Origin of the sequence: Frigoribacterium sp. PhB160, from assembly GCF_003751785.1 — a bacterium.
In the GTDB taxonomy this organism is placed as follows: Bacteria; Actinomycetota; Actinomycetes; order Actinomycetales; family Microbacteriaceae; genus Frigoribacterium.
The window spans coordinates 273,319-299,732 of record NZ_RKIE01000003.1; the positions used below are offsets into that span (position 1 = coordinate 273,319).

General features: G+C 73.6%; 24 protein-coding genes and 1 tRNA gene. 9 read left to right on the forward strand and 16 right to left on the reverse strand.

What is annotated here, in order from left to right; all coding sequences use genetic code 11:
- Window positions 1–7: 7 nt before the first annotated feature.
- The 6 genes from EDF38_RS14335 to EDF38_RS14360 are packed head-to-tail and all read right to left on the reverse strand — an operon-like array spanning window position 8 to window position 7,256.
- Window positions 8–1,834: a serine/threonine-protein kinase gene (locus tag EDF38_RS14335; protein ID WP_123356556.1), complete on the reverse strand. Its 1,827-nt coding sequence runs from the start codon at window positions 1,832–1,834 to the stop codon at window positions 8–10.
- A complete protein-coding gene (locus EDF38_RS14340; protein WP_123356558.1) occupies window positions 1,831–3,306 on the reverse strand; it encodes a penicillin-binding protein 2 in 1,476 nt (491 codons plus the stop codon). Before EDF38_RS14340 ends, EDF38_RS14335 begins: the two co-directional genes overlap by 4 nt.
- Entirely contained in the window at window positions 3,306–4,787 is a 1,482-nt protein-coding gene (locus EDF38_RS14345; RefSeq protein ID WP_123356560.1) for an FtsW/RodA/SpoVE family cell cycle protein, read from the reverse strand. The genes EDF38_RS14340 and EDF38_RS14345 overlap by 1 nt, the downstream gene beginning before the upstream one ends.
- Window positions 4,774–6,015 carry a PP2C family serine/threonine-protein phosphatase gene (locus tag EDF38_RS14350; RefSeq protein WP_123356562.1) on the reverse strand — a complete coding sequence of 414 codons (1,242 nt, stop codon included), beginning with the start codon at window positions 6,013–6,015 and terminating at the stop codon, window positions 4,774–4,776. Before EDF38_RS14350 ends, EDF38_RS14345 begins: the two co-directional genes overlap by 14 nt.
- 6 nt (window positions 6,016–6,021) lie before the next feature.
- Window positions 6,022–6,558 (reverse strand): FHA domain-containing protein, encoded by a 537-nt coding sequence (locus EDF38_RS14355; RefSeq protein ID WP_123356564.1) that lies wholly within the window; start codon window positions 6,556–6,558, stop codon window positions 6,022–6,024.
- The gene (locus EDF38_RS14360; protein WP_123356566.1) at window positions 6,555–7,256 is read right to left on the reverse strand and encodes a DUF3662 and FHA domain-containing protein; all 702 of its coding nucleotides are present in this window, start codon (window positions 7,254–7,256) and stop codon (window positions 6,555–6,557) included. The genes EDF38_RS14355 and EDF38_RS14360 overlap by 4 nt, the downstream gene beginning before the upstream one ends.
- A 130-nt stretch (window positions 7,257–7,386) precedes the next feature.
- Between EDF38_RS14360 and EDF38_RS14365 the strand changes: the two genes are divergently transcribed.
- Window positions 7,387–7,470 (forward strand) — tRNA-Leu (locus EDF38_RS14365).
- A gap of 87 nt (window positions 7,471–7,557) precedes the next feature.
- Here the strand turns inward: EDF38_RS14365 and EDF38_RS14370 are convergent.
- Window positions 7,558–8,241: an SOS response-associated peptidase gene (locus tag EDF38_RS14370; protein WP_123356568.1), complete on the reverse strand. Its 684-nt coding sequence runs from the start codon at window positions 8,239–8,241 to the stop codon at window positions 7,558–7,560.
- An 89-nt stretch (window positions 8,242–8,330) separates the two neighbouring features.
- On the opposite strand from EDF38_RS14370, the gene EDF38_RS14375 reads away from it, so the two are divergent.
- On the forward strand, window positions 8,331–8,849 hold the full coding sequence (locus EDF38_RS14375) for a universal stress protein (RefSeq protein ID WP_123356570.1): 519 nt from the start codon (window positions 8,331–8,333) through the stop codon (window positions 8,847–8,849).
- 60 nt (window positions 8,850–8,909) lie between these two features.
- On the opposite strand, the gene EDF38_RS14380 is transcribed toward EDF38_RS14375, so the two are convergent.
- Entirely contained in the window at window positions 8,910–9,824 is a 915-nt protein-coding gene (locus EDF38_RS14380; RefSeq protein ID WP_123356572.1) for a cation diffusion facilitator family transporter, read from the reverse strand.
- Between the two features lie 238 nt (window positions 9,825–10,062).
- Between EDF38_RS14380 and EDF38_RS14385 the strand changes: the two genes are divergently transcribed.
- A complete protein-coding gene (locus EDF38_RS14385; RefSeq protein ID WP_123356573.1) occupies window positions 10,063–10,941 on the forward strand; it encodes an SDR family oxidoreductase in 879 nt (292 codons plus the stop codon).
- 49 nt (window positions 10,942–10,990) lie between these two features.
- On the opposite strand, the gene EDF38_RS14390 is transcribed toward EDF38_RS14385, so the two are convergent.
- From EDF38_RS14390 to EDF38_RS14415, 5 genes are all read right to left on the reverse strand, one after another.
- The gene (locus EDF38_RS14390) at window positions 10,991–12,277 is read right to left on the reverse strand and encodes a CynX/NimT family MFS transporter (RefSeq protein WP_233572477.1); all 1,287 of its coding nucleotides are present in this window, start codon (window positions 12,275–12,277) and stop codon (window positions 10,991–10,993) included.
- The gene (locus tag EDF38_RS14395; RefSeq protein WP_123356574.1) at window positions 12,274–12,963 is read right to left on the reverse strand and encodes an HAD hydrolase-like protein; all 690 of its coding nucleotides are present in this window, start codon (window positions 12,961–12,963) and stop codon (window positions 12,274–12,276) included. Before EDF38_RS14395 ends, EDF38_RS14390 begins: the two co-directional genes overlap by 4 nt.
- A 10-nt stretch (window positions 12,964–12,973) precedes the next feature.
- Window positions 12,974–13,177, reverse strand: a complete 204-nt coding sequence (locus tag EDF38_RS14400) for a hypothetical protein (RefSeq protein ID WP_123356576.1) — start codon at window positions 13,175–13,177, stop codon at window positions 12,974–12,976.
- Window positions 13,178–13,343: 166 nt separating this feature from the next.
- The gene (gene nucS, locus EDF38_RS14405; RefSeq protein WP_123356578.1) at window positions 13,344–14,039 is read right to left on the reverse strand and encodes an endonuclease NucS; all 696 of its coding nucleotides are present in this window, start codon (window positions 14,037–14,039) and stop codon (window positions 13,344–13,346) included.
- A 182-nt stretch (window positions 14,040–14,221) separates the two neighbouring features.
- Window positions 14,222–15,493 (reverse strand): MFS transporter, encoded by a 1,272-nt coding sequence (locus EDF38_RS14415; RefSeq protein ID WP_123356582.1) that lies wholly within the window; start codon window positions 15,491–15,493, stop codon window positions 14,222–14,224.
- A gap of 199 nt (window positions 15,494–15,692) precedes the next feature.
- On the opposite strand from EDF38_RS14415, the gene EDF38_RS14420 reads away from it, so the two are divergent.
- On the forward strand, window positions 15,693–16,760 hold the full coding sequence (locus EDF38_RS14420; RefSeq protein WP_123356585.1) for a LacI family DNA-binding transcriptional regulator: 1,068 nt from the start codon (window positions 15,693–15,695) through the stop codon (window positions 16,758–16,760).
- Between the two features lie 37 nt (window positions 16,761–16,797).
- Window positions 16,798–17,403: a hypothetical protein gene (locus EDF38_RS14425; RefSeq protein WP_123356587.1), complete on the forward strand. Its 606-nt coding sequence runs from the start codon at window positions 16,798–16,800 to the stop codon at window positions 17,401–17,403.
- 18 nt (window positions 17,404–17,421) lie between these two features.
- On the opposite strand, the gene EDF38_RS14430 is transcribed toward EDF38_RS14425, so the two are convergent.
- Entirely contained in the window at window positions 17,422–18,708 is a 1,287-nt protein-coding gene (locus EDF38_RS14430) for an MATE family efflux transporter (RefSeq protein WP_123357037.1), read from the reverse strand.
- A 59-nt stretch (window positions 18,709–18,767) separates the two neighbouring features.
- Window positions 18,768–20,033, reverse strand: a complete 1,266-nt coding sequence (locus EDF38_RS14435) for a uracil-xanthine permease family protein (protein ID WP_123356589.1) — start codon at window positions 20,031–20,033, stop codon at window positions 18,768–18,770.
- Between the two features lie 104 nt (window positions 20,034–20,137).
- Between EDF38_RS14435 and EDF38_RS14440 the strand changes: the two genes are divergently transcribed.
- Both EDF38_RS14440 and EDF38_RS14445 read left to right on the forward strand, forming a co-directional pair.
- Entirely contained in the window at window positions 20,138–22,102 is a 1,965-nt protein-coding gene (locus EDF38_RS14440) for a M13 family metallopeptidase (protein WP_123356591.1), read from the forward strand.
- A gap of 10 nt (window positions 22,103–22,112) precedes the next feature.
- Window positions 22,113–23,012 (forward strand): serine hydrolase, encoded by a 900-nt coding sequence (locus EDF38_RS14445; protein ID WP_123356594.1) that lies wholly within the window; start codon window positions 22,113–22,115, stop codon window positions 23,010–23,012.
- A 31-nt stretch (window positions 23,013–23,043) separates the two neighbouring features.
- Here the strand turns inward: EDF38_RS14445 and EDF38_RS14450 are convergent, their stop codons facing one another.
- The gene (locus EDF38_RS14450; protein WP_123356596.1) at window positions 23,044–23,451 is read right to left on the reverse strand and encodes an NUDIX domain-containing protein; all 408 of its coding nucleotides are present in this window, start codon (window positions 23,449–23,451) and stop codon (window positions 23,044–23,046) included.
- A 119-nt stretch (window positions 23,452–23,570) separates the two neighbouring features.
- On the opposite strand from EDF38_RS14450, the gene EDF38_RS14455 reads away from it, so the two are divergent.
- Both EDF38_RS14455 and EDF38_RS14460 read left to right on the forward strand, forming a co-directional pair.
- Entirely contained in the window at window positions 23,571–25,154 is a 1,584-nt protein-coding gene (locus tag EDF38_RS14455) for an AMP-binding protein (RefSeq protein ID WP_123356598.1), read from the forward strand.
- Entirely contained in the window at window positions 25,151–26,383 is a 1,233-nt protein-coding gene (locus EDF38_RS14460) for a GAF domain-containing SpoIIE family protein phosphatase (RefSeq protein ID WP_123356600.1), read from the forward strand. Before EDF38_RS14455 ends, EDF38_RS14460 begins: the two co-directional genes overlap by 4 nt.
- Window positions 26,384–26,414: the final 31 nt, after the last annotated feature.

Sequence of the window (26,414 nt, forward strand, 5' to 3'; positions counted from 1 at the left end):
GGCGGGCTCAGGGCCGCCCGTTGCCGCCGTTCCCGTTCCCGTTGCCGCCCTCGCCACCGCCGTTGCCGGGGCTCGACGGGGAGGGGCTCTCGGCCGCGGGCTGGGTGACCGCGATGGTCACGCCGGCCGAGGCGGTGCTGGCGAGCTGGCCGCAGTTGGCGACGTAGGTGACGGTCATGTTGCCGGGCGTCGTGGACTTCACGTCGACCTGCGTCACGTTGGTGCCCAGACCGCCGCCGGCGGCCCCGCTCACGTCGGTGCCGCCCGTGATGTTGTACGAGTAGCCGGTCAGCGAGTAGCCGGTCGGGCAGTTCTGGTAGGCCTGCCACGAGACCGTCACCGTCGACTCGCCGTCGCCCACGACCGTCGTCTCGGACGCCGAGGGCGCGGTCGGCTGGGTGGGCGTCGGCGCCGCGCGGAAGATCGCCAGCGTGATGGTGTCGCCCTCGGACAGGTTGCCCGTCGGGTTGAGGCTCGCGACCGTGCCGTCGGCGGCCGCGTCGGGTGCCGGGGTGGAGCTGTCGACCGACTCGACCACGAGGCCGAGGTCTTCGAGCTGCGCGCGGGCGTCGGCCTCGGCGAGGCCGATGTAGTCGCTGGCGTTGACGGGGATCGTGGTGGGCGTGTCGACCGGGGTCTCGCTCGGCGTCGTCTGCGTCTGCGAGGGCGTCTGGCTGGGGGCTGACGCCGAGGGCGTGTCGACCGGGTCGGGCTGGTCGGACGAGACCGCGAACGCGATGAGCGCGGCGACGCCGACGAGCACGACGACGCCCAGCACGATGAGGGGCCAGAACCACGGGCTGCGCGGCTTCTTCTCGTCGGGGAGCTCGTCGTGCAGCGCGTCGGGGTCGGCCGAGCCCGGGACGTAGCCACCGGTCGCGGGCTGGGCGGAGGACCCGGTCGGGTCGTAGAGCCGCGTCGTCGCGTCCTGCGCGGCGAACGCGCGGGTCGCGGCGTCGGCCGACAGGGCGCCGGCCGCGGCGATGGCCGGGACGGCGACCGTGGCGGCGGCGACGTCGCCCCGGCGGAGGGCCCGGGCGGCCTGCGCCAGGGCCGAGGCGGAGGCGGGACGGTCGGCGGGCTTCTTCGCGATGCACGAGAGCACGAGGCGACGGACGGGCTCGGAGACCGTCGAGGGGAGGTCCGGCGGCTGCTCGTTGATCTGCGCCATGGCGATGGCGACCTGCGACTCGCCCGTGAACGGACGACGGCCGGCGAGGGCCTCGTACGCCACGATGCCGAGCGAGTAGATGTCGGTGCTCGGCGACGCCGGGTGCCCGCTCGCCTGCTCGGGCGAGAGGTACTGCACCGTGCCCATGACCTGGCCGGTCGCGGTGAGTGGGACCTGGTCGGCGATGCGCGCGATGCCGAAGTCGGTGATCTTCACGCGGCCGTCGGGGGTGACGAGCAGGTTGCCCGGCTTGATGTCGCGGTGCACGAGGCCCGCGGCGTGGGCCGCCTGCAGGGCCGACGCGGTCTGCGCGACGATGTCGAGCACCTTGTCGGTCGGGAGCACGCGGTCGCGCTCGAGGACGGTCGACATGGCCTCGCCGGGGACGAGCTCCATGACGAGGTACGCGCTGCCCTCCTCCTCGCCGTAGTCGAAGACGTTGGCGATGCCCTCGTGGTTCACGAGGGCCGCGTGCCGTGCCTCTGCCCGGAAGCGCTCGAGGAACCCGGGGTCGCCGAGGTACTCGTCCTTGAGGATCTTGATCGCGACCGTGCGGCCGATGACGAGGTCGGTGGCCTCCCAGACCTCGCCCATGCCGCCGATGGCGACGCGGGTCGAGAGCTGGTAACGCCCACCGAAGGTGATTCCGCCCGAAGGTCTCATTTGTTCAGCACCGCCTCTAGTACTTTCTTCGCGATTGGTGACGCGACACTGTTGCCGAACGCGGACTGGCCCTGGCCGCCGCCGTTCTCGACGACGACCGCGACGGCCACCTCGGGATCTGCGGCGGGAGCGAACCCGGTGAACCACAGGGTGTAGGGGTCTCCGGTGCCGTTCTCGGCCGTGCCGGTCTTGCCCGCCACGTCGACGCCGTCAATTCTTGCATTGCTCGCCGCGCCGTCGGCCACGTCCTGCACCATCATGTCCGTCATGGTCGACGCCGTGTCGGCGCTGATGGGCTTGCCGTACTCGCTGGGCGAGAAGTCGCCCACCGGCGAGAGGTCGGGGTTGACGACGCTGTCGATCAGCGTGGGGTTCATCTCGGTGCCGCCGTTCGCGATGGCGGCCGAGACCATCGCCATCTGCAGCGGCGTCACGCGGTCGGAGCCCTGGCCGAACGACTGCAGCATGAGCGTCGCGTCGTCGATCGGCGAGCCGTTCGACGTCTCGGTGGGGAACCGGCTCGGGGTGACCGCCTGCGGGATCGCCAGCGACTCGTCGCCGAAGCCGAACGCCTCCGCCTGGTCGCTGAGGGCGTCGGCGCCGAGCGCGCGCCCCAGCTGGGCCATGGGGATGTTGCACGACAGGCGGAGCGCCGTCGCGATCGTGGCGTTCTCGCCGCCTCCGCAGCTGCCGCCCTCGGCGTTGTTGATGCTGGAGGTCGACTGCGGGAGCTGCAGCGTGGCCGGGTTCGGGAACTCGCTGTCGGGCGTGTAGTCGCCGCTCTCGAGCGCTGCGGCCACGGTGATCAGCTTGAACGTCGAGCCCGGCGCGTACAGGTCGCCCTCGATCGCCCGGTTCTGCAGCGGGTCGCCCGGGTCGGCGACGAGCGCGTCGTACGCCGACTTGACGGCGTCGCGGTCGTGGCTCGCGAGCTGGTTGGGGTCGTAGCTCTCCTTCGACACCATCGCGAGGATCTTGCCGGTCTTCGGGTCCATCGCGACGACCGAGCCGGCGTTGTCGCCGAGGGCGTCGTAGGCGGTCTGCTGCACGGCGGGGTCGATCGTCAGGTTGACGGTCGCCCCCTCGGGGTCCTGGCCGGTGAGCACCGAGTTGATCTGGTCGAAGAACTGCGCGTTGGCGTTGCCGGTGAGGTACTCGTTCATGCTGTCCTCGATGCCGCGCGCGCCCTGGCCGAGCGTGTAGTAGCCCGTCACCGGGGCGTAGACCTGCGGGTCGGGGTAGGTGCGCTGGAACTCGTAGACGTCGTCGACGGGCACCGACTGCGCCACGGCCTGGCCGCCGACCAGGATCGGCCCGCGCTGGGCGCTGTAGCTGGCGAGCAGGGTGCGGTAGTTGCGCCCGTCGGCCCGGAGGCTGTCGGCCTGGAAGGCCGTGATGTAGGTCGTCGAGAGGAAGAGCGCGACGAACATGGCCAGCACCACGAAGCTCACGCGCCTGAGTTCTTTGTTCATCAGCCGATCACCGTCCTCGGTTGGTCGCGGATCGAGTCGGACAGCCGCAGCAGGAGGGCCACGATGATCCAGTTCGCCACGAGCGACGAGCCGCCCGCCGCCAGGAACGGCGCGGTGAGCCCGGTCAGGGGGATGACCCGCGTCACGCCGCCGAGGACGACGAAGACCTGCAGGGCGATGACGAACGAGACGCCGACGCCGAGCATGCGGCCGAAGTCGTCCTGGCCGACGAAGCCGATGCGGAAGCCGCGCGACACGAGCAGGAGGTAGAGCGCGAGGATCGCGAAGATGCCGGCCAGGCCGAGCTCCTCCCCGAGCGACGCGAAGATGTAGTCGCTCTCGGCGAGGGGCGTCGTCTGGGGGCGTCCCTGCCCGAGGCCGGTGCCCACGAGGCCGCCGTTCGCGAAGCCGAACAGGCCCGTCACGAGCTGGTACGACCCGCCCACCGCGGAGTACTCGGTGGCGTCGAAGGGGTTCAGCCACGCGGCGAACCGCCCCTGCACGTAGCCGAGGAAGGTGCTCGCCACGATCGCCCCGCCGAGGAAGAGCGTCAGGCCGAGGACGATCCAGCTGGCCCGGCCCGTGCCCACGTAGATCATCACGAGGAAGAGGCCGAAGTACAGCAGCGACGTGCCGAGGTCGCGCTGGAAGATGAGCACGCCCATCGCCACGACCCAGACGAGGAGGATCGGGCCGAGGTCGCGCGGCCGCGGGAACCGCATGCCGAGGATCTTCGGGCCCATGATCGACAGGTTGTCGCGCGCCGTGACGAGGTAGCCCGCGAAGAAGATCGCGAGGGTGATCTTGCCGATCTCGCCCGGCTGGAAGGAGAACGGGCCGATGTCGATCCAGACGCGGGCGTTCAGGCCGTCGCGGCCGAGACCCGGCACGAGCGGCAGCAGCAGCAGCACGATCGACGTCGCCATCGCGATGTAGCGGTAGCGGGAGAGCACGCGGTAGTTGCGGATGACGAGCAGCGCGATCAGCGCGATCGCCATGGCCATCGCCGTCCACGCGATCTGCTTGATGCCGAGGGCGCCCCAGCCCGACCTGCCCTCGGCGAGGTCGAGGCGGTAGATCATGGCGATGCCGACGCCGTTGAGCGCGAGGGCGATCGGCATGATGAACGGGTCGGCCTCGCGGGCGACGACCCGCAGCACGAGGTGGAAGACCAGGGCGAGGCCCAGGATGCTCGACCCGGCGATCAGGACGCTCGGGTCGATCTCGCCCAGCGCCCCGAGCTGCACCAGCACGACGGCCGCGGCGCAGATGCCCGCCGCGATGACCAGCATCAGCAGCTCGAGGTTGCGGAGCTTCGCCGGCTGGCGGAGGCGGATCGTGATCGCCTGCGTGAAGTTCTGGGGTGGGGCGGAGGCGGGGGAGGCGGACGTCGGGGACTGCCCCGCGCCTCCGGACCGCGGCGACTGGCGGTCGATCAGCTCGGTCGAGGCGTCGTCGCCCGTGCGGTCACTCGGCGGCATCGGTCAGCCTCTCGACGATGGCTCGCGCGTCGCGGAGCGAGTCGGCGTTGATCGTGTCGGAGACGGTCTGCTGCGTGTAGTTCGGCAGGTCGGCCACCTGGAGGTCGGTCTGTTCGAAGACCTCGCTGAGCGTGATCGGCCCGAGGCTCTGCTGGACGCCGCGGTAGATGACGACCGTGCCGCCGTCCTCGCCGACGTAGTAATGGTCTTGGGTCCACTGGTAGGCGAGCACGAGGCCCGCGACGAGGGCGCCGACGGCCACGACGAGGGCGACGAGCCAGGTCACGCGTCGGCGTCGCCGGCGGCGGCGGTCTTCCGCGATGAGCTCGGCGAGGTACTCGTCGGACTCGGGCTCGAAGTGGCTGTCCTCCGGCGTGCTCGCGACCTTGAGGGGGTGCAGCAGGATCGTCGGCAGGCGGAGGGGCTTGCGCCCGGCCTCGGCCTCGAAGGTGAGCGGCACGGAGGCCGAGCCGACCGTGACCGGGGGCTCGACGGCCGAGTCGCCCGTCTCGTCGACGTCGACGACCACGACGGTCACGTTGTCGGGGGCGCCGTGGTCGAGGGTCTCCTTCACCAGCCGGCGCGCGGTCTCGTCGGCGTCGAGGCCGGCGCCGAGGGCCTTCTTGATCCGGTCTTCGGCGAGGTAGCTGCTGAGGCCGTCCGAGCAGATCAGCCACCGGTCGCCCGGCTGCGTGCCGAGGGTCGCCGTGTCGATCTCGGGGGCGGCGTCGACGTCGCCGAGCACGCGCATGAGCACGCTGCGCCGGGGGTGCACCGCCGCCTCCTCGGGCGTGATGCGGCCGCTGTCGACCAGGCGCTGGACGAACGTGTGGTCGGAGGTGATCTGGCTGAGCTCCTCCTCGCGCCACAGGTAGATGCGCGAGTCGCCGATGTGGGCGATGGCCATGCTGTCGCCCACGCGGAGCATGGCGCTCACCGTGGTGCCCATGCCGGTGAGCTCCTGGTGCTCGAACACCGTCTCGGCGAGCAGCTGGTTCGCCGCGATCAGCGACGACTGCAGGGCGAACTCGGCGTCGCCGGGGGAGGTGTACTGCCGGTCGGTCTCGCGGATGCGACGGATCGCGATCGCCGACGCGACGTCGCCGCCCGCGTGCCCGCCCATGCCGTCGGCGACCACGAACAACCGGGTGCCGGCATAGCCGGAGTCTTGGTTGTTCGAGCGGATCTTGCCCACGTCGGACAGAGCAGCACTCTTGGGCTGGGTCATGGGGGCCTACCGCCGGAGCTCGAAGCTCGTCTGGCCGATCGTCACGACGGAGCCCGCGGGCACCGGGGTCGGGACCGTCACGCGCTCGCCGTCGAGGAACGTGCCGTTGGTGGAGTCGAGGTCTTGCACGACCCAGCGACCGTTCCAGAGCATGAGGCGGGCGTGGTGGGTCGAGGTGTAGTCGTCGCGGATGACGAGGTTGCTCTCCTGCGAGCGACCGATCGTCAGCGGGCCGCCGCCCAGGGGCATCTCGAGGCCGGCCTTCGCGCCCTTGGTGATCACGAGGCGGCCTGCGGGACCGTCGGCGACGGGGGCGGCCGACGCCGCGCCTCCGGACGAGGAGGGGGCCGCGGGGGCTCGCGGGGCGGCGGGCGCGGGAGGCGCGGCGGCCGCCGCCTGCACCGGCTGCTGATCGCTCGGCAGCTTGCGCGTGCGGTTGCCGAACAGGTCGGAGCGCAGGGCGAACACGATGGCGAAGACGAACAGCCAGAGCACCGCCAGGAAGCCGAGGCGGAGCGCCAGGAGGGTGAGTTCACTGGTCACCGATCGACCCCTCTCTCGAAGGGGTCGGGCGTCGACGACTGGGGCAGCACCCGGAACACGATACGCGTACGGCCGATCTCGATCGTCGAGTCGGGCTGCAGCGGCGCCTTCATGACCGGGTTGCCGTTGAGCTTCGAGCCGTTAGTCGAGCCGAGGTCTCGGACCTGGCCGTGCTGGCCGTCCCACAGGATCTCGACGTGCTGACGGCTCGTGCCGGTGTCGGAGATGGTGATGTCGGCGTCGCTGCCGCGCCCGATCACCGTGCGCTGACCGACCAGGGCGTGACGTCGGCCGTCGATCTCGACGAAGGGGCGCCACTTGACCTCGCCGCGCACGTTGCGCGACTCGACCTGCATGATGCCGACGCTGAGCGAGTCGTCTTCTCGGAGGCGGACGCCGAGCGGCCCGGCGAAGCTGTAGCCCTGCGCGGTCGCGTGGCGCTGGGTCAGCTGCGTGAGCTCGTCGATCAGCGTCGACCCGATGGCCGACATCGTGGAGTAGTCGGCGGGGGAGAGCCGGACCAGCAGCTCGTTCGGGACGAGGATTCGGTCGCGGGAGACCACGGCTGCCCTCGTGTCGAGCTCGCGACGCAGGGCGTTCGTGATCTCGAGGGGTTGCACGCCCGAACGGAACGTCTTGGCGAAGGCGCCGTTGACGGCGCGCTCCAGCCCACGTTCGAAGTTGTCGAGCAGTCCCATCGGTCTCCAGGTAGGGGGTCACGGGTCGCCCGATACTAGCGGGGTCGGGTGGAGCTCCGCCCTCCGCGGGCCGCCCGGGGGCCGGGCGCGCCGCCTCGGGGGCTCGCGTCATGCTAGTGTTCTCGAGTTCGCGCGAGTGGCGGAATTGGCAGACGCGCTGGCTTCAGGTGCCAGTGCTCGAAAGGGCGTGGGGGTTCAAGTCCCCCCTCGCGCACGCGAACGAAAAAGGCTCTCCCTCGGGGGGGCCTTTTTTTCGTTCGAGTGCTCGTCGACTGCGCCGCCGCTGCTGCGGCGCAGGCCGTCAGGGGAGTGGCTCGATGAGGCGCGGGCCGTTGTTGCGGACGTTGTTCGCGTCGCGGCTGACCTCGTGGTGCACCAGGTCGTGCGCCACCTCGTACGAGTCGCGGTCGAGCAGCTGCAGCAGCTCGTCGGTGCCGAGGTGGTCGCCGAGCCAGTCGTCGTACGAGTCGGGTGCCAGGCAGGCGGGCATTCGGTCGTGCACCTCGCCCGGCGAGACGTGCGAGTCGCGGGTGATGACCGACATCGACAGCACCCACCGGTCGGGGTCGTCGTCGGCCTTCGCCGGATCGGGCCACGCGCTCATCACGCCCGCCATCGCGAGCCCCGTGCCGGGCTGGTGGATGAAGTGCGGCTGCTTGCCGGTCTCGGTGACGACCCACTCGTAGTAGCCGAGCGCCGGCACGATGCAGCGCGCCTGCGCGAACGGCCGACGGAACATGCCGCTCGTCGCGACCGTCTCGATGCGCGCGTTGATCGGCTGGGGCCTCTTCTTCAGGTCGGGGTACCAGGACGGCGTCAGCCCCCAGCGGGCCAGGGGCATCTCGCGCGACCCGTGGCGCTCGCGGACGACCGGCACCGCGGTCGTCGGGGCGACGTTGAAGTCGTCGGGCAGGTCGCCGAGCCCGTCGAGCAGGCTCGGCAGCAGGTCGGAGGTGGCTCGGGCGATGACGTAGCGGCCGCACATGCCGCCAGTCTGCTCCGGGCCGCCGACATCGGGCAGGCGGGCGGGACTGGGGGTCGACCCGCGCCTCCTGCGGTGCGACACTGTGCGGCATGGACGGCAGCGTGGGCAGCATCCGAGGGTTCGTCGTCGTGGGCGTCGTGCCGACGACCGCCGTGGCCGTGGTCGAGCGCGCCGCCGAGTTCGCGGCGCGGTTCGGCACGGGCCTCGCCTGCGTGACCGTCGAGCCCGACCGCATGGCGTTCGCCGAGGGCATCGACGGCACCGTGCTCTCGTACCCCCTCGATCCCGACAGCTACGCCGCCGAGATCGAGTTCGACCCCGCCCTGGAGGCGCGGCTCGCCCCGATCGCCCGCGCCCACGGCGTCGAGCTGGCCCCGTTCGCCCTCGTGGGGGAGCCCGCGAGCGTGCTGGGCGTCCTCGCCGAGCGCGTCGACGCGCCGATGATCGTCGTCGGCAGCCGGGAAGCGGGGCTCCGCGGCAGCGTGCGGGAGTTCTTCGCCGGCAGCGTGGCGCTGCACCTCAGCCACCGGCAGCACCGGCCGGTCGTCGTCGTGCCGCTCGCTCCCGTCGCTCGCGCCGAGGCGCTGCCGTGGGAGGACGAGCTCTAGCCGAGCCCTCCGAGCTCCTCGCGCGAGGCGGGCGGGTCCGCCCGAGCCGCACGGCCCGCGTCAGACGTGCGTCGACCGCTCGTGCTCGGCGTGGTCGACCGGCTCGAGCTGGAACGTCGCGTGCTCGACCTCGAAGTGCGCCGCGAGGCACTTGTCGAGGGCGTCGAGCGTCTCGTCGACCTTCATGTCGCAGAACACCTCGCGCTCGACCACGACGTGCGCGGAGAAGACCGTCGCCCCGCTCGTGATCTGCCAGGCGTGCACGTCGTGGGCCGAGACGACGCCCGGGGTCCCCGCGATGTGCGAGCGGACGTCGTCGAGGTCGATGTCGCCCGGCGCCGAGCCGAAGAGCACCCGCAGCGCCTCGCGCAGCAGCGACCAGGCACGCGGCACGATCATCGCCGCGATGATGATCGACCCGACCGAGTCGGCCTGCACGAACCCGGTCGTCAGCACGACCACCGACGCGACGACGACCGCGGCCGAGCCGAGCAGGTCGCCGAGCACCTCGAGGTAGGCGCCGCGCATGTTGATCGAGTGGGTGGCTCCGCCGCGCAGCACGAGCAGGGCGACGACGTTCGTCGCGCCGCCCACGAGGCCGACGACGAGCATCGGCACGCCCAGCACCTCGTGCTGACCCGGGTCGAGCAGTCGGCCGACCGCGGCGACGGCGACCGACACCGAGACCGCGACGAGCACGAGGCCGTTGACGAGCGCCGCGAAGACCTCGGCGCGACGGTAGCCGTAGGTCTGGCGCCCGCTCGCGGGGCGGGCGGCGACGATCGTCGCCACGAGCGCGATGACGAGGCCGGCGAGGTCGGAGAACATGTGCCCGCTGTCGGCGAGCAGGGCCAGCGAGCCCGAGAGGACGGCGCCGAGCAGCTGCGCCACGAGGCCGACCGCGATGACGACGATGGCCAGGCGCAGCCGACGGCCGTCGGCCGCCATGTGGCCGTGCGAGTGGTCGTGCGCCATGGGGATGGTGCCTCCTCGTCCGTGCCGCGGGGCAGGACCGTGTCGGGGGCCTCGTCGGGTGCCGAGGGCGACGTCGAATCTACCGTCGAGGGCCGTGCCCCGACAGGCCGCGGGCCCAGTCGATGACGAGTCTCATCATCGTGCTCACGGGGCCGGTCACGACCGGGTCGGGCGGGGGCGGGGCACGTCGGCCCCGGGGCGGAGGGCGCAGGAGGCGCGGGGCGGGCAGGCTGGGCCGATGACCGTCACCAGCGCCTCCTCGTCCCCCTCCGCCCCCGGCCTCGTCGCCGTCACGGGCTCGACCGGCGCCGTCGGCGGCCGCGTGGCCCGCACGCTCGCGGCCGCGGGCGTGCCGCTGCGGCTCGTCGTCCGCGACGCGGCCCGGGCCCCGCGGCTGGAGGGCGCCGAGCCTGAGGTCGTCGTCGCGTCCTACGGCGACCACGCCGCCTCGGTCGAGGCGCTGCGTGGGGTCGACGTGCTCTTCATGGTCTCGGCGGCGGAGGCGCCCGACCGCCGGGCCCAGCACCTCGACTTCGTCGACGCCGCCGCGGAGGCGGGCGTGCGGCACGTGGTCTACACGTCGTTCCAGGGCGCGGCGCCCGACTCCGTCTTCACCCTCGCCCGCGACCACTGGGCCACCGAGCAGCGCCTCGCGGAGTCGGGCATGGCGACGACGATCCTCCGCGACAGCTTCTACCTCGACGTGCTGCCCGAGTTCGCCGGCGAGGACGGGGTGCTGCGCGGCCCGGCCGGCGAGGGCCGGGTGGCCGCCGTCGCCCGCGCGGACGTCGCCGACGTGGCGTCGGTCGTGATGCAGCGCCCCGACGAGCACGCCGGCGCCCGCTACGAGCTGACCGGCAGCGAGGCGCTGACGCTCTCCGAGGTCGCCGCCCGGCTCGGCGTCGTGCTCGGCCGGCCGATCACGTACCACCCCGAGACCCTCGACGAGGCCTACGAGTCGCGACAGCGCTGGCAGCCCGAGCCGTGGCAGGCCGACGCGTGGGTGAGCACCTACACGTCGATCGCGTCCGGCGAGGTGTCGGCGGTGACGACGGCGGTGCGCGACCTGACGGGGCACGCGCCGCTCACGATCGAGACGCTGTTCGGGCGCGGCTGACGCACGGCTCCACGCTGACGCGCGGCTCCACGCCGACGCGCGAGCGCCGCTAGCGCACCCCCCGTGACGACAGCACGCCGCTGACGCCGAGCACCAGCACCGACGCGAAGACGCCGACCATCGGCACCTGCCACCCGCCGGTCACGTCGTGCAGCCCGCCGATCGCGAGCGGTCCGAGCGCGGCGATGCCGTAGCCGCCGCCCTGCACCAGGGCCGACAGCCGCCGCGCGTCGTCGTCGGTCGACGCCATGCGCACGATGACGATGAAGATGATCGTGATGCCGCCGCCCTGCGCCGCCCCGCCGAAGACCGACCAGAGCAGCCACAGCTCCGGGGCGAAGAGCAGGCCCAGCGGCATGGCCGTCCAGAACAGGGCGACGAGCGCGATGACCCACGACGGCCGGACCTTGAGCGCGAGCAGCGGCACGCCGAGCGCCCCTACCACCGCGAGGATCTGGAACACCGACGAGCTCGCCCCGGCCGCGCTGCGCGTGAGGCCGACCTCGTCGCGCAGCAGCGTGGGCATCCACGCCGTCAGCCCGTAGTACGAGAAGGCCTGGCCGCTGAAGGCGAGGGTGAGGCCCCAGGTCGTCCAGCGGCGCAGCAGCGGTCGGCGGCGGTCGGCGGCGTCCTTCGCGGCGCTCGCCTCGTCGACGACCGAGATGCCCCCGGTGAGGACGTCCGAGGCGCCGGAGGCGCGCGCCGCCTCGTCGGGACCGCTCGCCCCGCCCTTCCTGGCCGCCCCGGTGAGGGCCAGTCGCGGCCCGACCGCCACGCACCAGACGACCCCGGCGACGATCGCGATGAGGCCCCACGTGACGAGGGCGAGCGGCCAGCCGACGACGGCGGCGATCGGCGCGGTCGCGAGCGACGTGATCATCGACCCGACGTTGAGGGCCGACGTGTAGATGCCCGTGACGAAGCCCGCCCGCTCGGGGCTGAAGTCGCGGCGGATGACCACCGGGAGCACGACGTTGCCGATCGTGATGGCCACGCCGATGACGATCGTGCCGATGAAGAGCCACGACTCCGAGCCGAGGGCGCGCAGCACCGTGCCGAGCACGACGCCGACGAGGCCGATCGTCACGGCGAGCTCGGGCCCGGCGCGGACGATCAGGGCCGAGGCGGCCGGGCTGGCGAGGGCGAAGCAGAGCACCGGGATGCTCGTCAGCAGCCCGGCGACGACCGCCCCGAGGCCGAGGTCGGCGCTCATCTGGTCGAGCACGGGCGCCGTGGCGACGATCGGGCCGCGGAGGTTGAGCGCGATCAGGACGATCGCGAGGGTCAGCAGCCAGACGGGGGCGGAGCGGACGACCGACCCGCCGGCGCGGCTCACTCCGCGCCGCGCAGGGCGCGGTCGCCGATCGAGACGCCGAGCAGCTCGGCGAGCTCGTGCACGTCGGCCGCGACGGCCACGGCCCCGACGTGCTCGGCGGCGTCGCCGTAGCCCCAGCCCGCGGCGATGGTCGGCACGCCGTGCACGGCCGCGCCCTCGACGTCGTGGTGCCGGTCGCCGACGAGGACGGGACGGGAGAGGTCGGCACCGCGCGCGCGGAGGCGACGCAGCGCCTCCTCGACGACGTCGGCCTTGGTGTTGCGCACCTCGTCGTCGGACGCTCCCGTGATGACGTCGAGGTGCTTCTCGAGGCCGTGGGCGACGAGGATCGCCGTGGCCGGGGTCTCGGGCTTCGAGGTCGCCGTCGAGGTCGGGATGCCGGCGGCGTGCACCGCGGCCATCAGCTCGGGCATGCCCTCGTAGATGGGGCTGTCGAGCGCGCCGTGCTCGAGGTAGTGCGCCCGGTAGAGCCGCATGGCCTCGACGAGGCGGTCGCCGGAGAGGCCGAGGCGCACCTCGAAGCTCTGCGGCAGGGGCGGACCGACCCAGGCGAGCATCTCGTCGGCCGGCGGCACGGGCAGTCCGAGCGCGGCGATGGTGTGCGCGAGGCTCGCCGTGATGGCGGGGGCCGAGTCGGCGATCGTGCCGTCGAGGTCGTAGAGGACGGCGGTGTAGGGGAGAGTCATCGTCCCCAGCTTAGGAGCGGGCGGCCCCGGTGCCGTCGGCGGCGCCGCGCTGGTGGCCGAGGTGGCGGGGCCCGCGCTCGCCGAGGCCGTCGCGCCCGTGCTCGGTGCGGTGTCCGTCGGGGCCTCCCCAGGCGGGGAACGAGCCGGAGACGGACTCGAAGATCGGGGTGGCGTCGCGGCGCGCGACGATCGAGTCGAAGATGGGCGAGTGCACGGGTCTCCCGAGGTCGGACGTGGCGTCGCCCGACCGGGGCGGGGGCGGGCGACGGGGCCGGTGTCGGCCGGGAGTCATCCTACGGTGATATGTACATTTCGCCAAAGGGTGCGGCGAGGGTGTCCGGGCGCACCCGGCACCCCCCGCCCGCGCCTCCGGCCGGTGCTCAGAACAGGCGCGAGTGCGAGTCGTCCATGCCGCGCATGGCGTCGTAGTCGAGCAGCAGCGTGCGGATGCCGCGGTCGTGCGCGAGCGTGCGGGCCTGCGGCTTGATCTCCTGCGCGGCGAAGACGCCGGTCACCGGGGCGAGGTGCGGGTCGCGGTTCATGAGCTCGAGGTAGCGCGTCAGCTGCTCGACGCCGTCGATGTCGCCGCGGCGCTTCAGCTCGACGGCCACCGCGCCGCCCGACGCGTCGCGGGCGAGGATGTCGACGGGCCCGATCGCCGTCATGTACTCGCGGCGGACGAGGGTGTGGCCCTCGCCGAGCAGGTCGATCTGCTCGGCCAGCAGCTTCTGCAGGTCGGCCTCGACGCCGTCCTTCGTGAGCCCCGGGTCAACGCCCATCTCGTGCTGCGAGTCGTGCAGCACCTCGTGGATCGACACGACGAGGATGTCGGCGGTCTTCGCCTGCGTGACCTTCCAGAGCTGCGTGACCCCCGCCTCCGCCTGGTCGGCGTCGGGCTCGAGGGTGCTGATGGTGCACGGCGGGCTCATCCAGTTGAGCGGCTTGTAGCTGCCGCCGTCGGAGTGCACCAGCAGGCTGCCGTCCCTCTTGACCATGAGCAGGCGGGTCGCGAGGGGCAGGTGGGCGGAGAGGCGGCCGGCGTAGTCGACCGAGCAGCGGGCTATGACGAGGCGCACCCGACGATCCTACGGGCCGGGGGCGAGGAGGCGCGGGTCGCGTCCCTGATGATCGCTCGCGTCACCCTCGACACGATGTGGAATGCGAGATGCGTCCAGGTCAGCCCCCGGGGAGATGCCCCGAGGCGACCCGAGAGGACCTCCGGCCGTGAGTCCGAGTCGTCGCGGGAGGGCGTGGCCGACTACTCGGTCGCCTGCGGCGCGGACGAGCCGCGGGCCTGACGCCCTGGCTCCCGCGCGGCGCCGGAGGCGAGGCCGGCGACCACGATGAGGACGAGCACGACGTAGAGGCCGTTCAGCAGCCCCACGTGCTCGCCGAGGAACCCGATGATCGGCGGCATCGCGAGGAACGCGACGTAGCCGATGGTCGCGACGGCGCTCACTCGGGCGGCCGCGTTCCGTGAGTCGTCGGCCGCGGCCGACAGGCCGACCGGGAAGCCGAGGGCCGACCCGAAGCCCCAGAAGACCACGCCGACGACGGCGAGCCACGGGGCCGGGGCGACGATCACGAGCAGCAGCCCGACGATGGCCGCCGCGGCCGAGAGGCGCAGCATCGGCACCCGCCCGAACCGGTCGAGCAGGGGCGAGCCGGCCACGCGGGCCACCGTCATGGCCGTCACGAAGACGAAGAAGACGACGGCGCCGCCCGAGTTGCTGAGGCCGTGCCCGTCGACCATGGCGAGGGCGAGCCAGTCGTTGGCGGAGCCCTCGGCGGTCGCCATGCCGAGCACGATGAGGCCGATGAGCAGGGTGCCGGGCGTGCTCCACACCGCGAGGCGCGAGCGCCAGCCGCCGGGGGCCGCGGCGTCGTCGAGCTGGTCGGCGGCCCCGTGGCCGAGGTCCTCCGACTGCATCCAGCGCGTGACGACGACCGTGACCGCCGCGATCACGACGGCGAGGACGGAGACGTGCAGCGACACCGCGACGCCCGCGCGCTCGGCGCCGGCGCTGATGAGCGCGCCGACCATCGTGCCGAGGCTGAAGGCCGCGTGGAAGAGGGGCATGACCGTGCGCCCGAGCACCCGCTCGGCGGCGGCGCCGGAGACGTTCATCGCGACGTCGCACGTGCCGTTGCCGAACCCGAAGACCGCGAGGCCGAGGACGATGCCGGCGAACCCGACGCCGAGGTCGGCGCTGAGGCCGGCCACGACGAGGCCGACGGCGGCCACGACCAGGCTGACGAGCACCGTGCGGCGGGCGCCGAGGCGCGCGATGACGTGGCTCGAGAGGGTGATGCCGACGATCGAGCCGACGCTGAGGCCGGTGACGAGCAGGCCCATCTCGAGCGTCGAGGCGCCGAGGATGTCGCGGATCGCCGGCACGCGGCCGAGCCAGGTCGCCATGCCGAGGCCGGAGAGGCCGAAGACCACGAAGAGGGCGTTCCGCCACATCACCACCTGGCGACGGGTGAGCCCGCCGTCGTAGGTGCGGGCGGTCGTGGCTGCTGCGGTCATGTCTGAGGGGCCTTCGGACGTCGGTGCACGGGCTGGTCGGCGTCGGTCCGACCGTCGCGGGCGGCGGGGCGCCCGGTCGGTGATCGAATCGATTCGATCACCACGCTAACCGACGTCGCGGAGCCCCGCAAGGAGGCGCGTGCCGGGCCGCCGAGGACCCTCCCGACCCGCTCCGCCCCGTCGGCTAGGCTGCGGCACCATGATCCGTCAGGAGGGCGCCGTCGCCGCGAGGCCGACCCTCGCCGCGGTCGCGCGAGCGGCGGGGGTGAGCGCGAGCACCGCCTCCCTCGCGTTCAGCGGAGCGGGGCCGGTCTCGGACGAGACCCGCGCCCGCGTGCTCGCCGTCGCGGCCGAGCTCGGCTACGGCGGGCCCGACCCGCGGGCCCGCTCGCTGCGCCGCGGTCGCTCGGGCATCGTCGGCGCCGTGCTCGAGGACACCCTGAGCAACGCCTTCCGCGACCCGGTCAACATCGCGATGCTCGACGGCATCGCCGACGTGACCGGGCCGGCCGACAACTCCCTCCTGCTGCTGACGGAGACCGAGGGCGAGACCTCGCGCCTGCTCGACGCGCCCCTCGACGCCGTCGTGCTGTTCGGCTGCAGCACGAGGCTCGACGAGTCGGTCGCGGTGGTCCGCCGCCGGGGCATCCCGATCGTCTCGATCGAGGCGCAGCCGCTCGAGGGCGTGCTCGACATCGGCGAGGACAACGTCGGCGCGTCCCGGCTGCTGGCCCAGCACCTCCACGACCTGGGGCACCGCCGCGTCGCCGTCGTCGCCCTGGAGCTCGGCCCGACCCGGTGGCTCGGGCCCATCACCGACGAGCGCGTGGCCGCGGGCACGGCCTTCACCAGCCTCGAGCGGCTGCGCGGGGCCCGGCTCGTCTACCCGGGCGTCGGGGGCGTCGTGACGACGGGCAGCGCGACCTCCGAGGGGGCCCGCGCCGGCCGCCTGCTGCTCGACGTGCCCGCCGCCGAGCGGCCCACCGCGATCATCGCGCAGAGCGACCTGCTCGCCTCGGGCGTCATCGCCGCCGCCGACGAGCTCGGGCTCTCGGTGCCGGGCGACCTCAGCGTGGTCGGCTACGACGGCGTGCGCCTCGACGACCCGCGTGCCGCGAACCTCACGACCGTCGTGCAGCCCGCCGTCGAGAAGGGGCGGGCCGCGGGACGCGCGGTGCTCGCGCTGCTCGCGGGGGAGCCGGTCGAGTCGACGACGTTCACGAGCGTCTTCCGGGCCGGGGCGACGACGGGGCCGCCGCGGGTCTGACCGTGCTGGTCTCGCCGGGCCGCCCTATCATCGCGGTGTGTGGATAACAGTCCTGTCTGTCTCCGTCGCGTTCGTCGCGGCCCTCGTCATCCCGATCGCCGTCACCTCCGCGGTGCGGCGCGGTGACCGTCGCCGCGGCAAGAGCTGGCCCGTGGCCGACGCGGAGACCGGCGTGCTGTTCACCGTGCGACCGCGCCGCTGGCAGCGCGTGGTCATCCGCACCGTCGGCGTCGTCCTCATCGTGGTGGGCGGCCTGTTCAGCCTGGTGAGCCTGGTCGCCCTCGCCGACCCCGACGACGCCCTGCCCGTCGGGGCCGTCGTCTCGGCGATCGCGATCCTCCTCGGCGGCGTGGCGTTCGTGCTGCTCGCCAGCGCCATGACCCGGACGCGCATCGAGGCGCTGCCCGACCGGGTGCGCGTGCGGAGCGGCTTCCGGGCCGAGCGCGAGGTGCTGCTCGACGACGTCGCGGCGTACGTGCCGCTGAAGAACAGCTACGGCGGCGTCATCGCGAAGGACGTCGACGGCACGCGGCTCTTCGCCACGAACGGGCTCGCGCAGGGCTACGACCACCTCGTCGACCACCTCGAGCGACGGACGCCGGCGACCTGGGCGAAGTCGGGGCTCGCGAGCACGCCGCGGTAGCGCCGCGGGGCGGACGGGTCAGCGCGCGCCGACGACCAGCCACGCGTCGGAGCGGGCGCGCCACGCGAGGGTGATCGCCCGGGCACCGACGTATCCGAGGCCGAAGGCCAGCCACAGGGCGACGGCGCCGGACGCGCCGGGGGCGACCCGCGCCTCCAGCGGGATCAGGATCGCGAGGTAGGCGAGCACGCTCACGACGGAGGCCAGCCCGAGGTAGCGGGCGTCGCCGGCGCCGAGCAGCACGCCGTCGAGCACGAAGACGAAGCCGGCCAGCGGGATGCCGACGGCCATCGCGACGACGACGGGCGGCAGCAGTTCCCGCACCCCGGGGTCGCTGCTGAAGACGGGCGCCAGCACCGGGGCGAGGGCGGCGAGCAGGGCGCCGAGCAGCACTCCTCCGCCGACGCCGAAGAGCATCAGGCGACGCGTGACCGCCCGCACCCGGTCGCGGTCGCCCTGGCCGAGCGCGTGCCCGACCATCGCCTGCCCGGCGATCGCGAGGGCGTCGAGGGCGAAGGCCAGCGTGCTGAAGAGGGTCAGCGCGATCTGGATGACGGCGAGGCCGGCCACCCCCGAGGCGGCGGCAGCCGCGACGGTCGCGACGAGCGCTGCGCGGAGGCCCGCGTTGCGGAGCAGCAGCCAGGCGCCCGAGCGCGCCGTGCGGCCCACGCCGGCGAGGCCCGGTCGCAGGTCGGTGCCCACCTCGCGGGCGGCCCGGACGGCGATGACGACGTAGACCGCGGCCATGCCCCACTGCGCGACGACCGTGCCGGCCGCGGAGCCCGCGATGCCCCAGCCGAAGCCGTAGAGGAAGAGCGCGTTGAGCCCGGCGTTCGCCGCGAAGCCGACCGTGGCGACGACGAGCGGGGTGCGCGTGTCCTGCAGGCCGCGGAGCAGCCCGGTCGCGGCGACGACGAGCAGCATGCCCGGCAGCCCGATGAGCGACACCGAGAGGTAGGTGGCGGCGGCCCGCGCCACGTCGCCGTCGACGCCGAAGAGGCCGACGAGCGGCCGCGCGGCGACCGCGCCGACGACCGCCAGCACCACGCCCACGAGGACGGCGAACCAGAGGCCGTCGATGCCGGCCCGGATCGCCCCCCGCCGGTCGCCCGCTCCCAGCCGTCGGGCCACCGTCGGCGTCGTCGCGTAGGCGAGGAAGATCAGCAGCCCGAGCGCGGTCTGCAGGATCACGCTCGCGACGCCGAGCCCGGCCAGCGGGACCGAGCCGAGGTGACCGACCAGGGCGGTGTCGGTCAGCAGGAACAGCGGCTCGGCGACGAGCGCCCCGAGGGCCGGCACCGCCAGCCGCAGGATCTCGCGGTCGAGGGGCGACCGGAGGCGCGGGGCCAGCCGGAGGCGCGGGCTCAGTCGGTGCCCCGCAGCCTGCCGATCGCGCTCATCAGGTGGAACACCACGATGGCCGCGACGGTGCCGAGGATGATGCCGCCGAAGCTCGCCCCGCCGAGCGCGAGCGTGAAGTCGGCGATGCCCATGATCAGCGCGATGCCCGCCGTCAGCTGGTTCTTCGGCCGGCTGAAGTCGACCTCGTTCTCGACCCAGATGCGGATGCCGATCACGCCGATGAGGCCGTACAGCGCCGTCGTCACGCCGCCGAGCACCCCCGGCGGGATGGTGAAGATGACGGCGCCGATCTTCGGCGAGAGGCCGAGCAGGATCGCGACGACGCCGGCGATCCAGTACGCGGCGGTCGAGAAGACCCGCGTGGCGCTCATGACGCCGATGTTCTCGCCGTAGGTGGTCGTGGCCGAGCCGCCGCCGAGCCCCGCGATGACGGTGCTGAGCCCGTCGGCGAAGAGCGCCCGGCCGGTGAGCGGGTCGAGGTTGCGCTTGGTCAGCTGCCCGACGCCCTTGACGTGGCCGACGTTCTCGGCGATCAGCGCGAGCACGACGGGCAGGAAGCCGAGGTAGATCGGCAGCTGCGCGATGTCGAACGCCGGCGCGGTGAAGGTCGGGAGGCCGACCCAGGGCTGGTCGGCCACGCCGCTGAAGTCGACGGCGCCCGCGACGACCGCCGCGACGTAGCCGACGACGACGCCGACGAAGATCGAGAGCCGGCCGAGCAGGCCACGGAAGAGCACGGCGCTGAGCACCACCGCCGCGAGCGTGACGAGGGCGATGCCGGGCGACTTCGCGAAGTTGTCGCGGGCGGCCGGTGCCAGGTTGAAGCCGATCAGGGCGACGATCGCGCCGCTGACGACGGGAGGCAGCAGCGCGTCGATCCAGCGCGTGCCGGCGAGGTTCACGACGAGGCCGACCACCGCGAGCAGGGCCCCGACCACGACGATGCCGCTGAGGGCGAGGGGCATGCCGCCGACCTCCTGCGCCGCGGCGATCGGCGCGAGGAACGCGAACGACGAGCCGAGATAGCTCGGCAGGCGGTTCTTCGTGATCAGCAGGAAGAGCAGGGTGCCGATGCCGGAGAAGAGCAGCGTGGTGCTCGGCGGGAAGCCGGTGATGATCGGCACGAGGAAGGTCGCGCCGAACATGGCGACGACGTGCTGGCCGCCGAGGCCGATCGTGCGGGGCCAGGTGAGGCGCTCCTCCGGGGCGACGATCTCGGTGGGGTCGACGGTCTTGCCGTCGCCGTGCAGTGTCCAGGGGAGGGCCATGCGCAGAACTGTATCGGGGCTCCGGTTTCCTCCGTATTTCCTGAGTGCTGCTCGCGGCGGTGCCGCCCGGCCCGACGTCGGCGGCCTCACCTAGGCTGACGGGCATGACGACCGACGCCCTGCCCTCCGGCATCACCACCGACGAACTCGACCCCGCGGTGCGCCCGCAGGACGACCTCTTCCGGCACGTCAACGGCTCCTGGATCGCCCGCACCGAGATCCCTGAAGACAAGGCGCGCTACGGCTCGTTCCTCGTCCTCGCCGAAGAGGCCGAGGCGGCGGTGCGCGACATCATCCACGAGTCGCAGGACGCCGACCCGGGCACCGAGGCCCGCAAGGTCGGCGACCTCTTCACGAGCTTCCTCGACGAAGAACGGGTGGAGGCGCTGGGCGCGACCCCGATCCGGTCGCTCCTCGACTCCGTGGGCGCCGTCTCCTCCGTCGACGAGCTCCTCGCGCTCGTCGGCAGCTTCGAGAAGCAGGGCCTCGCCAGCGTCGTGCAGCTCTTCGTCGACAACGACCCGGGCGACCCCGGCCGCTACGTCCTCTTCGTCGAGCAGGGCGGCCTGGGCCTGCCCGACGAGTCGTACTATCGCGACGAGAAGTTCGCGTCGGTGCGCACCGCCTACGTCGCGTTCGTCGAGCGGATGCTCTCGCTCGCCGGCCTCGACGACGCCGCCGGCCGCGCGTCGCGCGTGGTCGGCCTCGAGACCGCGATCGCGACCCACCACTGGGACAACGTCGCGACCCGCGACAGCGACGCCACGTACAACCTCCTGCCGTGGTCCGAGGCCGCGGCGCTCGCCGAGGGCGTCGACCTCGGCGCCTGGCGCGACGCCGTCGGCGCGCCGGCCGGCGTGTTCGACGAGGTGGTCGTCCGCGAGCCCTCCTTCCTCACCGGCCTGGCCGGGCTGCTCACCGACGAGCGCCTGCCCGAGTGGCAGGACTGGCTGCGCTGGCAGGTCGTCCGCTCGTCGGCCGCGTACCTCTCGTCGGCCTTCGTCCAGGCGAACTTCGACTTCTACGGCCGCACCCTGACCGGCACGCCCGTGCAGCGCGCCCGCTGGAAGCGCGGGGTCTCGCTCGTCGAGGGCGCCCTCGGCGAGGCCGTCGGCCGCATCTACGTCGAGCGCCATTTCGCCCCCGAGGCCAAGACGGCGATGGACGTGCTCGTGGCGAACCTCGTCGAGGCATACCGCCAGAGCATCACCGGCCTCGAGTGGATGACCGACGAGACCCGCGCCCGCGCCCTCGACAAGCTCGACAAGTTCACGCCGAAGATCGGCTACCCCGAGACGTGGCGCGACTACTCGGCGCTCGAGGTCGACCCGACCGACCTGCTCGGCAACGTGCGCGCGGCCGCGGCCGTCGGCTTCGACCGCGAGCTGGGCAAGATCGGCGGGCCGATCGACCGCGGCGAGTGGTTCATGACGCCGCAGACGATCAACGCGTACTACAACCCCGGGTTCAACGAGATCGTCTTCCCCGCCGCCATCCTGCAGTTCCCGTTCTTCGACGAGAAACGCGACGCCGCGGCGAACTACGGCGCGATCGGGGCCGTGATCGGCCACGAGATCGGGCACGGCTTCGACGACCAGGGGTCGAAGTACGACGGCGACGGCCGACTGACCGACTGGTGGACCCCCGCCGACCGCGAGGCCTTCGAGAAGCTGACCTCGTCGCTCATCGCCCAGTACGACGCCCTCGCCCCGGCGCAGGTGCCCGACCACCACGTCAACGGCGCGCTCACCATCGGCGAGAACATCGGCGACCTCGGCGGCCTCTCGATCGCCTACGAGGCCTACCTGATCTCGCTCGACGGCGCCGAGGCGCCCGTGATCGACGGGCTGACCGGCGTGCAGCGCTTCTTCCTCAGCTGGGCCCAGGCCTGGCAGCTGAAGATCCGCGACGAGGAGGCCGTCCGCCTCCTCTCGATCGACCCGCACTCGCCGAACGAGTTCCGGTGCAACCAGATCGTCCGCAACATCGACGAGTTCTACGAGGCGTTCGACGTCTCGGAGTCCGACGCGCTCTGGCTGCCCGCCGACCAGCGCGTCACCATCTGGTAGAGGTCGCCGGGTGGCAGGCGCGACGGCGGGCGGGGTCGACGACGGCCCACGCCACGGGGGCGGACGCCACGACGAGTCGTTCGGCGCCGCGTTCGAGGCCCTCGGCGAGCTGGCCCTCGAGGGTGCCGCCGTGTCGGCGACCGTCGTCGACCTCGACGTCGGCAGCGACCTGCTGCTCGTCGACGAGTCGGTCGCCCTGCCGATCGCCCAGCTCGGGGTCGTGCTGCTGCTGATCGAGGTCAGCGCCCAGATCGAGTCGGGGCAGCTGCGACCGCTCGACGAGATCGAGCGCCTGGCGGGGCCGGGCGACCGCTCGGCCGTGGGCGGCGGCGGGCTGTGGTCGTACCTGCAGCGCCGCTCGCTCGCCGTGACCGACGCCGCCGCGCTCGTCGGCGCCCTGCGCGACCCCGCCGCGGTCAACGCCCTGATCGGGCTCGTCGGACTCGACGCCGTGCGGGCGCGGGCCGACGCCCTCGGGCTCCGCCGCACCGCCCTGCTCGACGTGGCCCGCGCCGAGCGCGGACCCGACGACGCCCCTGCCCTCGCGGTCGGCTCGACCCGCGAGCTCGCCGCGCTCGCGGCCCGCCTCGCGCACGGCGAGGTGGTCGACGCCGCGGTCAGCAGCCGGGTCCTCGGCTGGGCGTCCCTGGGCGTCGACCTCTCGCTCGTGGCGGCGCCCTTCGGGCTCGACCCGGTCTCGCACCGACGCCTCGACCACGACCTTCAGCTCGTGCACCTGGCGGGCATCGACGGCGGGGTGCGGTCGGAGGTCGGGGTGCTGCGCGGCCCGGCCCGCGGCGTGGCCTACGCCGTGACCGTGACGTTCGACGACCTGACTCTGGGCCACCGCCTCCGCGTGTCCGGGGCGCTGCGCACGGTGGGGACGACGCTGCTCGAGCACGTGCACTGACGGCCCCGAGGGCGGGGGCGGGGGTGGCGAGCTAGTCGACCAGGCCGAGCGCGACGACGCGGCGCAGGGTCTCGACCCCGGCCGGCGGGCAGCGGCCCGCGTCGGCGCTCGTCACCCAGTGCAGGGCGCCGACCTCGGCCGACGCGGCGACCGGCGGGCTCTCGGCCGTCGGCTCGGCCGCGTAGAGCGTCATGTGCACCTCCCGCCCGTCGGGCTCGCCGTGGGCCTGGCTGACCACGGTCGAGAGCTCGCGGACGCTCGCGCGGTCGAGCTCGAGGGCGACCTCCTCGCGGGTCTCGCGGACGAGGGCGTCGACGCCGCCCTCGCCGGGCTCGCGCTTGCCGCCGGGCAGGTAGAGCACGTCGCGGCCGCGGGCCGTGACCATGAGGAGGCGGCGGTCGCGCACCAGCACGAGGGCACTGACGACGATCGGGTCCATCCCGCCATCCTCCTGCGTCCGAGCCTGCGCCTCCCCCGAACGGGCGACGCGTGTCGCCTGGCCCCCGGTCTAGTGTCGGAGGCGGACGGGCTCAGGGGGAGCCTGGTCAGGAGGGCCTGATGACCGACCGGACGCCGCACCTCGACGTGCCCGACATCTCGCTGACCGAGCTCGTGCTCGGCGGCCTCGACGCCGCCGACAGGGAGCGCACGGCGATCGTCGACGGGCTCTCGGGCGCGCGACTGACCTACGGGCAGCTGGCCGACGGGGTCGACCGCGTCGCCGCGGGCCTCGCCGAGCGGGGCGTGCGGCCGGGCGACGTCGTCGCGCTGCACAGCCCGAACACCCCCGGCTTCGCCCTCGCCTTCTTCGGCGCCCTGCGGGCCGGCGCCGTCGTCACGCCCGTCAACGTGCTCAGCACGGCGCACGAGGTCGAGGGCCAGCTCCGCGACGCGGGTGCCGTGCTGCTCGTCACGGCGGGCGCGCTCCTGCCGCAGTCCGGGCCCGCGGCCGCGGCGCTGGGGCTGCCCGACGAGCGGGTCGTCGTGCTGGACGGCGCCGACGGCCACACCGACCTCGACCGCCTGCTCGCCTCGACGGGCGCCGTGCCCGACGTGACCGTCGACCCCGGCTCGGTCGCCGTGCTGCCGTACTCGTCCGGCACCACGGGACTGCCCAAGGGCGTGCGGCTGAGCCACCGCAACCTCGTCGCGAACGCCGTGCAGAGCGCCGCCGCGCTCGACGTGCACGCCGACGACGTCGTGCCGGCCGTGCTGCCGTTCTTCCACATCTACGGCCTCACCGTGCTGCTCGACGTGACGCTGCTGCGCCGGGCCACGCTGGTGACCCTGGCGCGGTTCGACCTCGGGGACTACCTGCGCCTCATCGAGGGGCACCGCGCCTCCTACCTGTTCATCGCGCCGCCCGTCGCGCTCGCCCTGGCGAAGCACCCGGCGATCGACGAGCACGACCTGTCGAGCGTGCGGGCGGTGCTGAGCGGGGCCGCCCCCCTCGACGCCGACCTGCTGGCCGCGGTCGGCGAGCGGCTCGGCGCGCGGGCCCGCCAGGGGTACGGCATGACCGAGGCGGGCCCCGTGACCCACGTCGGGCCGTTCGACCGCGACGACCTCTCGCTCGGGTCGGTCGGCGTCCCCGTGCCGGGCACCGAGATGCGCGTCGTGTCGATCGAGACCGGCGCCGACGTGCCCGTGCCCGCCGAGGGCATGGGCGAGCCCGGCGAGCTCTGGGTGCGCGGGCCGCAGGTCATGCTCGGCTACCTCGACCGCGACGACGAGACGCGGGCCACGGTCGACGCCGACGGGTGGCTGCACACCGGCGACGTCGTGACGGTCGACCACCTCGGCGCGACCTTCGTCGTCGACCGGCTCAAGGAGCTCATCAAGTACAAGGGCTACCAGGTCGCGCCCGCCGAGCTCGAGGGGCTGCTGCTCGGGCACCCGGGCATCCGGGACGCCGCGGTGGTGCCCGGGGCCGACGCCGAGGGGCAGGAGATCCCTGCCGCCTTCGTCGTGCTCGCGGCCGGGTCCGAGCTCGACGAGCACGCGGTCACGAGCTGGGTGGCCGAGCGCGTGGCGCCGCACAAGAAGGTGCGGGCCGTCACCTTCGTCGACTCGGTGCCGCGCTCGGCGTCGGGCAAGATCCTGCGGCGCCAGCTGCGCGACAGCGTCGGAGGCGCGCGATGACCGCCGAGACGGCCCCCGCCGCCGAGACCCCCGGCCCCGACGCCGCGGCCGCCGACCAGCGTGCCGACGACGTGCGTCGTCGCGACGCCCTCGACCGCCTGGGCCTGCTCGGCACCGGCGCCGAGGAGCGCTTCGACCGGATCACGCGCCTCGCCAGCCGGGAGTTCGGGGTCGACCTCGCGCTCATCAACCTCGTGGGCGAGGACGCGCTGCACGCGAAGTCGCAGCCCGTCGGGGTCGACTTCGGCACGACGCCCTTCGGCACCGCCTTCTGCGAGCACACCGTGCGGCAGCCCGGCATGCTCGAGATCACCGACGCCGCGGCCGACGCCCGGTGGTCGCAGCTGCCAGCCGTCACCGAGCACGGCATGCGCTTCTACGCCGGCGTCCCGCTGCGGGTCGAGACCGGCGAGGCCGTCGCGACGCTCTGCCTCTACGGCCAGGAGCCCCGCACGCTCGACGACGACGAGCGCGGCCTGCTCGGACGCCTCGGGCAGTGGGCCCAGGCCGAGCTCCGCACCGACGACACGGCGGCCGACGAGCAGGACGCGGCGGACGCGTCGGCGCCCGACGCCGAGACCGACACCGTCCCGGGCCCGCGCGGCCAGGCCCGCGTCTCGACCCTCGCGATCCCGTTCGGGACCGTCAGCGGCGACGCGAGCGCCTGGGCCGAGATCGACGGCACCCTCGTCGTGAGCCTCGTCGACGTGATGGGCAAGGGCGAGGCGGCCGGGGCCATCGCCCGGGCCGTCGTCGCCGACCTGCAGTCGCACGGGGCGGTCGACCCGGCCGAGGCCCTGCGCCGGGCCGAGCAGGCGGTCGGCGCCCGGCTGCGCGACAGCGACTCGTTCACCACCGTCTTCCACGCCGTGCTCGACCTCGGCACGGGCGAGCTCCGCTACGTCGACGCCGGCCACGGCCTGACCATGCACCTGGGCGCCGACGGCCGCGGCACCCGGCTCTACTCGCGCAACCTGCCGCTCGGGCTCGTCTCCGACGGCGACGAGTGGGAGGTCGGCCGGCTCGCGGTCGGCCACGGCGACGTGCTCGTGTCGGTCTCGGACGGCGCCCTCGACGCCTACGACTCGACGCTCGACAGCCTCCGCCGCCTCGGCGAGGAGCTGCTCGGCTCGCGCGACCCCGGCGCGTTCTTCGACGCGCTCGCCGAGCGCGTCGCCGCCCAGCTGGTCGACGACGACGTCACCGCGGTCGTCATCGCCGTCAGCTGACGTCGCCGACGCGGCCCGCGGCCCGCGGCCC

Excerpts from the sequence above, each read along its gene's own strand:
- EDF38_RS14335 (WP_123356556.1), bottom strand. The coding sequence starts at position 1,834 with ATGAGACCTTCGGGCGGAATCACCTTCGGTGGGCGTTACCAGCTCTCG.
- EDF38_RS14340 (WP_123356558.1), bottom strand. The coding sequence starts at position 3,306 with ATGAACAAAGAACTCAGGCGCGTGAGCTTCGTGGTGCTGGCCATGTTC.
- EDF38_RS14345 (WP_123356560.1), bottom strand. The coding sequence starts at position 4,787 with ATGCCGCCGAGTGACCGCACGGGCGACGACGCCTCGACCGAGCTGATC.
- EDF38_RS14350 (WP_123356562.1), bottom strand. The coding sequence starts at position 6,015 with ATGACCCAGCCCAAGAGTGCTGCTCTGTCCGACGTGGGCAAGATCCGC.
- EDF38_RS14360 (WP_123356566.1), bottom strand. The coding sequence starts at position 7,256 with ATGGGACTGCTCGACAACTTCGAACGTGGGCTGGAGCGCGCCGTCAAC.
- EDF38_RS14370 (WP_123356568.1), bottom strand. The coding sequence starts at position 8,241 with ATGTGCGGCCGCTACGTCATCGCCCGAGCCACCTCCGACCTGCTGCCG.
- EDF38_RS14375 (WP_123356570.1), top strand. The coding sequence starts at position 8,331 with ATGGACGGCAGCGTGGGCAGCATCCGAGGGTTCGTCGTCGTGGGCGTC.
- EDF38_RS14380 (WP_123356572.1), bottom strand. The coding sequence starts at position 9,824 with ATGGCGCACGACCACTCGCACGGCCACATGGCGGCCGACGGCCGTCGG.
- EDF38_RS14385 (WP_123356573.1), top strand. The coding sequence starts at position 10,063 with ATGACCGTCACCAGCGCCTCCTCGTCCCCCTCCGCCCCCGGCCTCGTC.
- EDF38_RS14395 (WP_123356574.1), bottom strand. The coding sequence starts at position 12,963 with ATGACTCTCCCCTACACCGCCGTCCTCTACGACCTCGACGGCACGATC.
- EDF38_RS14415 (WP_123356582.1), bottom strand. The coding sequence starts at position 15,493 with ATGACCGCAGCAGCCACGACCGCCCGCACCTACGACGGCGGGCTCACC.
- EDF38_RS14420 (WP_123356585.1), top strand. The coding sequence starts at position 15,693 with ATGATCCGTCAGGAGGGCGCCGTCGCCGCGAGGCCGACCCTCGCCGCG.
- EDF38_RS14435 (WP_123356589.1), bottom strand. The coding sequence starts at position 20,033 with ATGGCCCTCCCCTGGACACTGCACGGCGACGGCAAGACCGTCGACCCC.
- EDF38_RS14440 (WP_123356591.1), top strand. The coding sequence starts at position 20,138 with ATGACGACCGACGCCCTGCCCTCCGGCATCACCACCGACGAACTCGAC.
- EDF38_RS14450 (WP_123356596.1), bottom strand. The coding sequence starts at position 23,451 with ATGGACCCGATCGTCGTCAGTGCCCTCGTGCTGGTGCGCGACCGCCGC.
- EDF38_RS14455 (WP_123356598.1), top strand. The coding sequence starts at position 23,571 with ATGACCGACCGGACGCCGCACCTCGACGTGCCCGACATCTCGCTGACC.
- EDF38_RS14460 (WP_123356600.1), top strand. The coding sequence starts at position 25,151 with ATGACCGCCGAGACGGCCCCCGCCGCCGAGACCCCCGGCCCCGACGCC.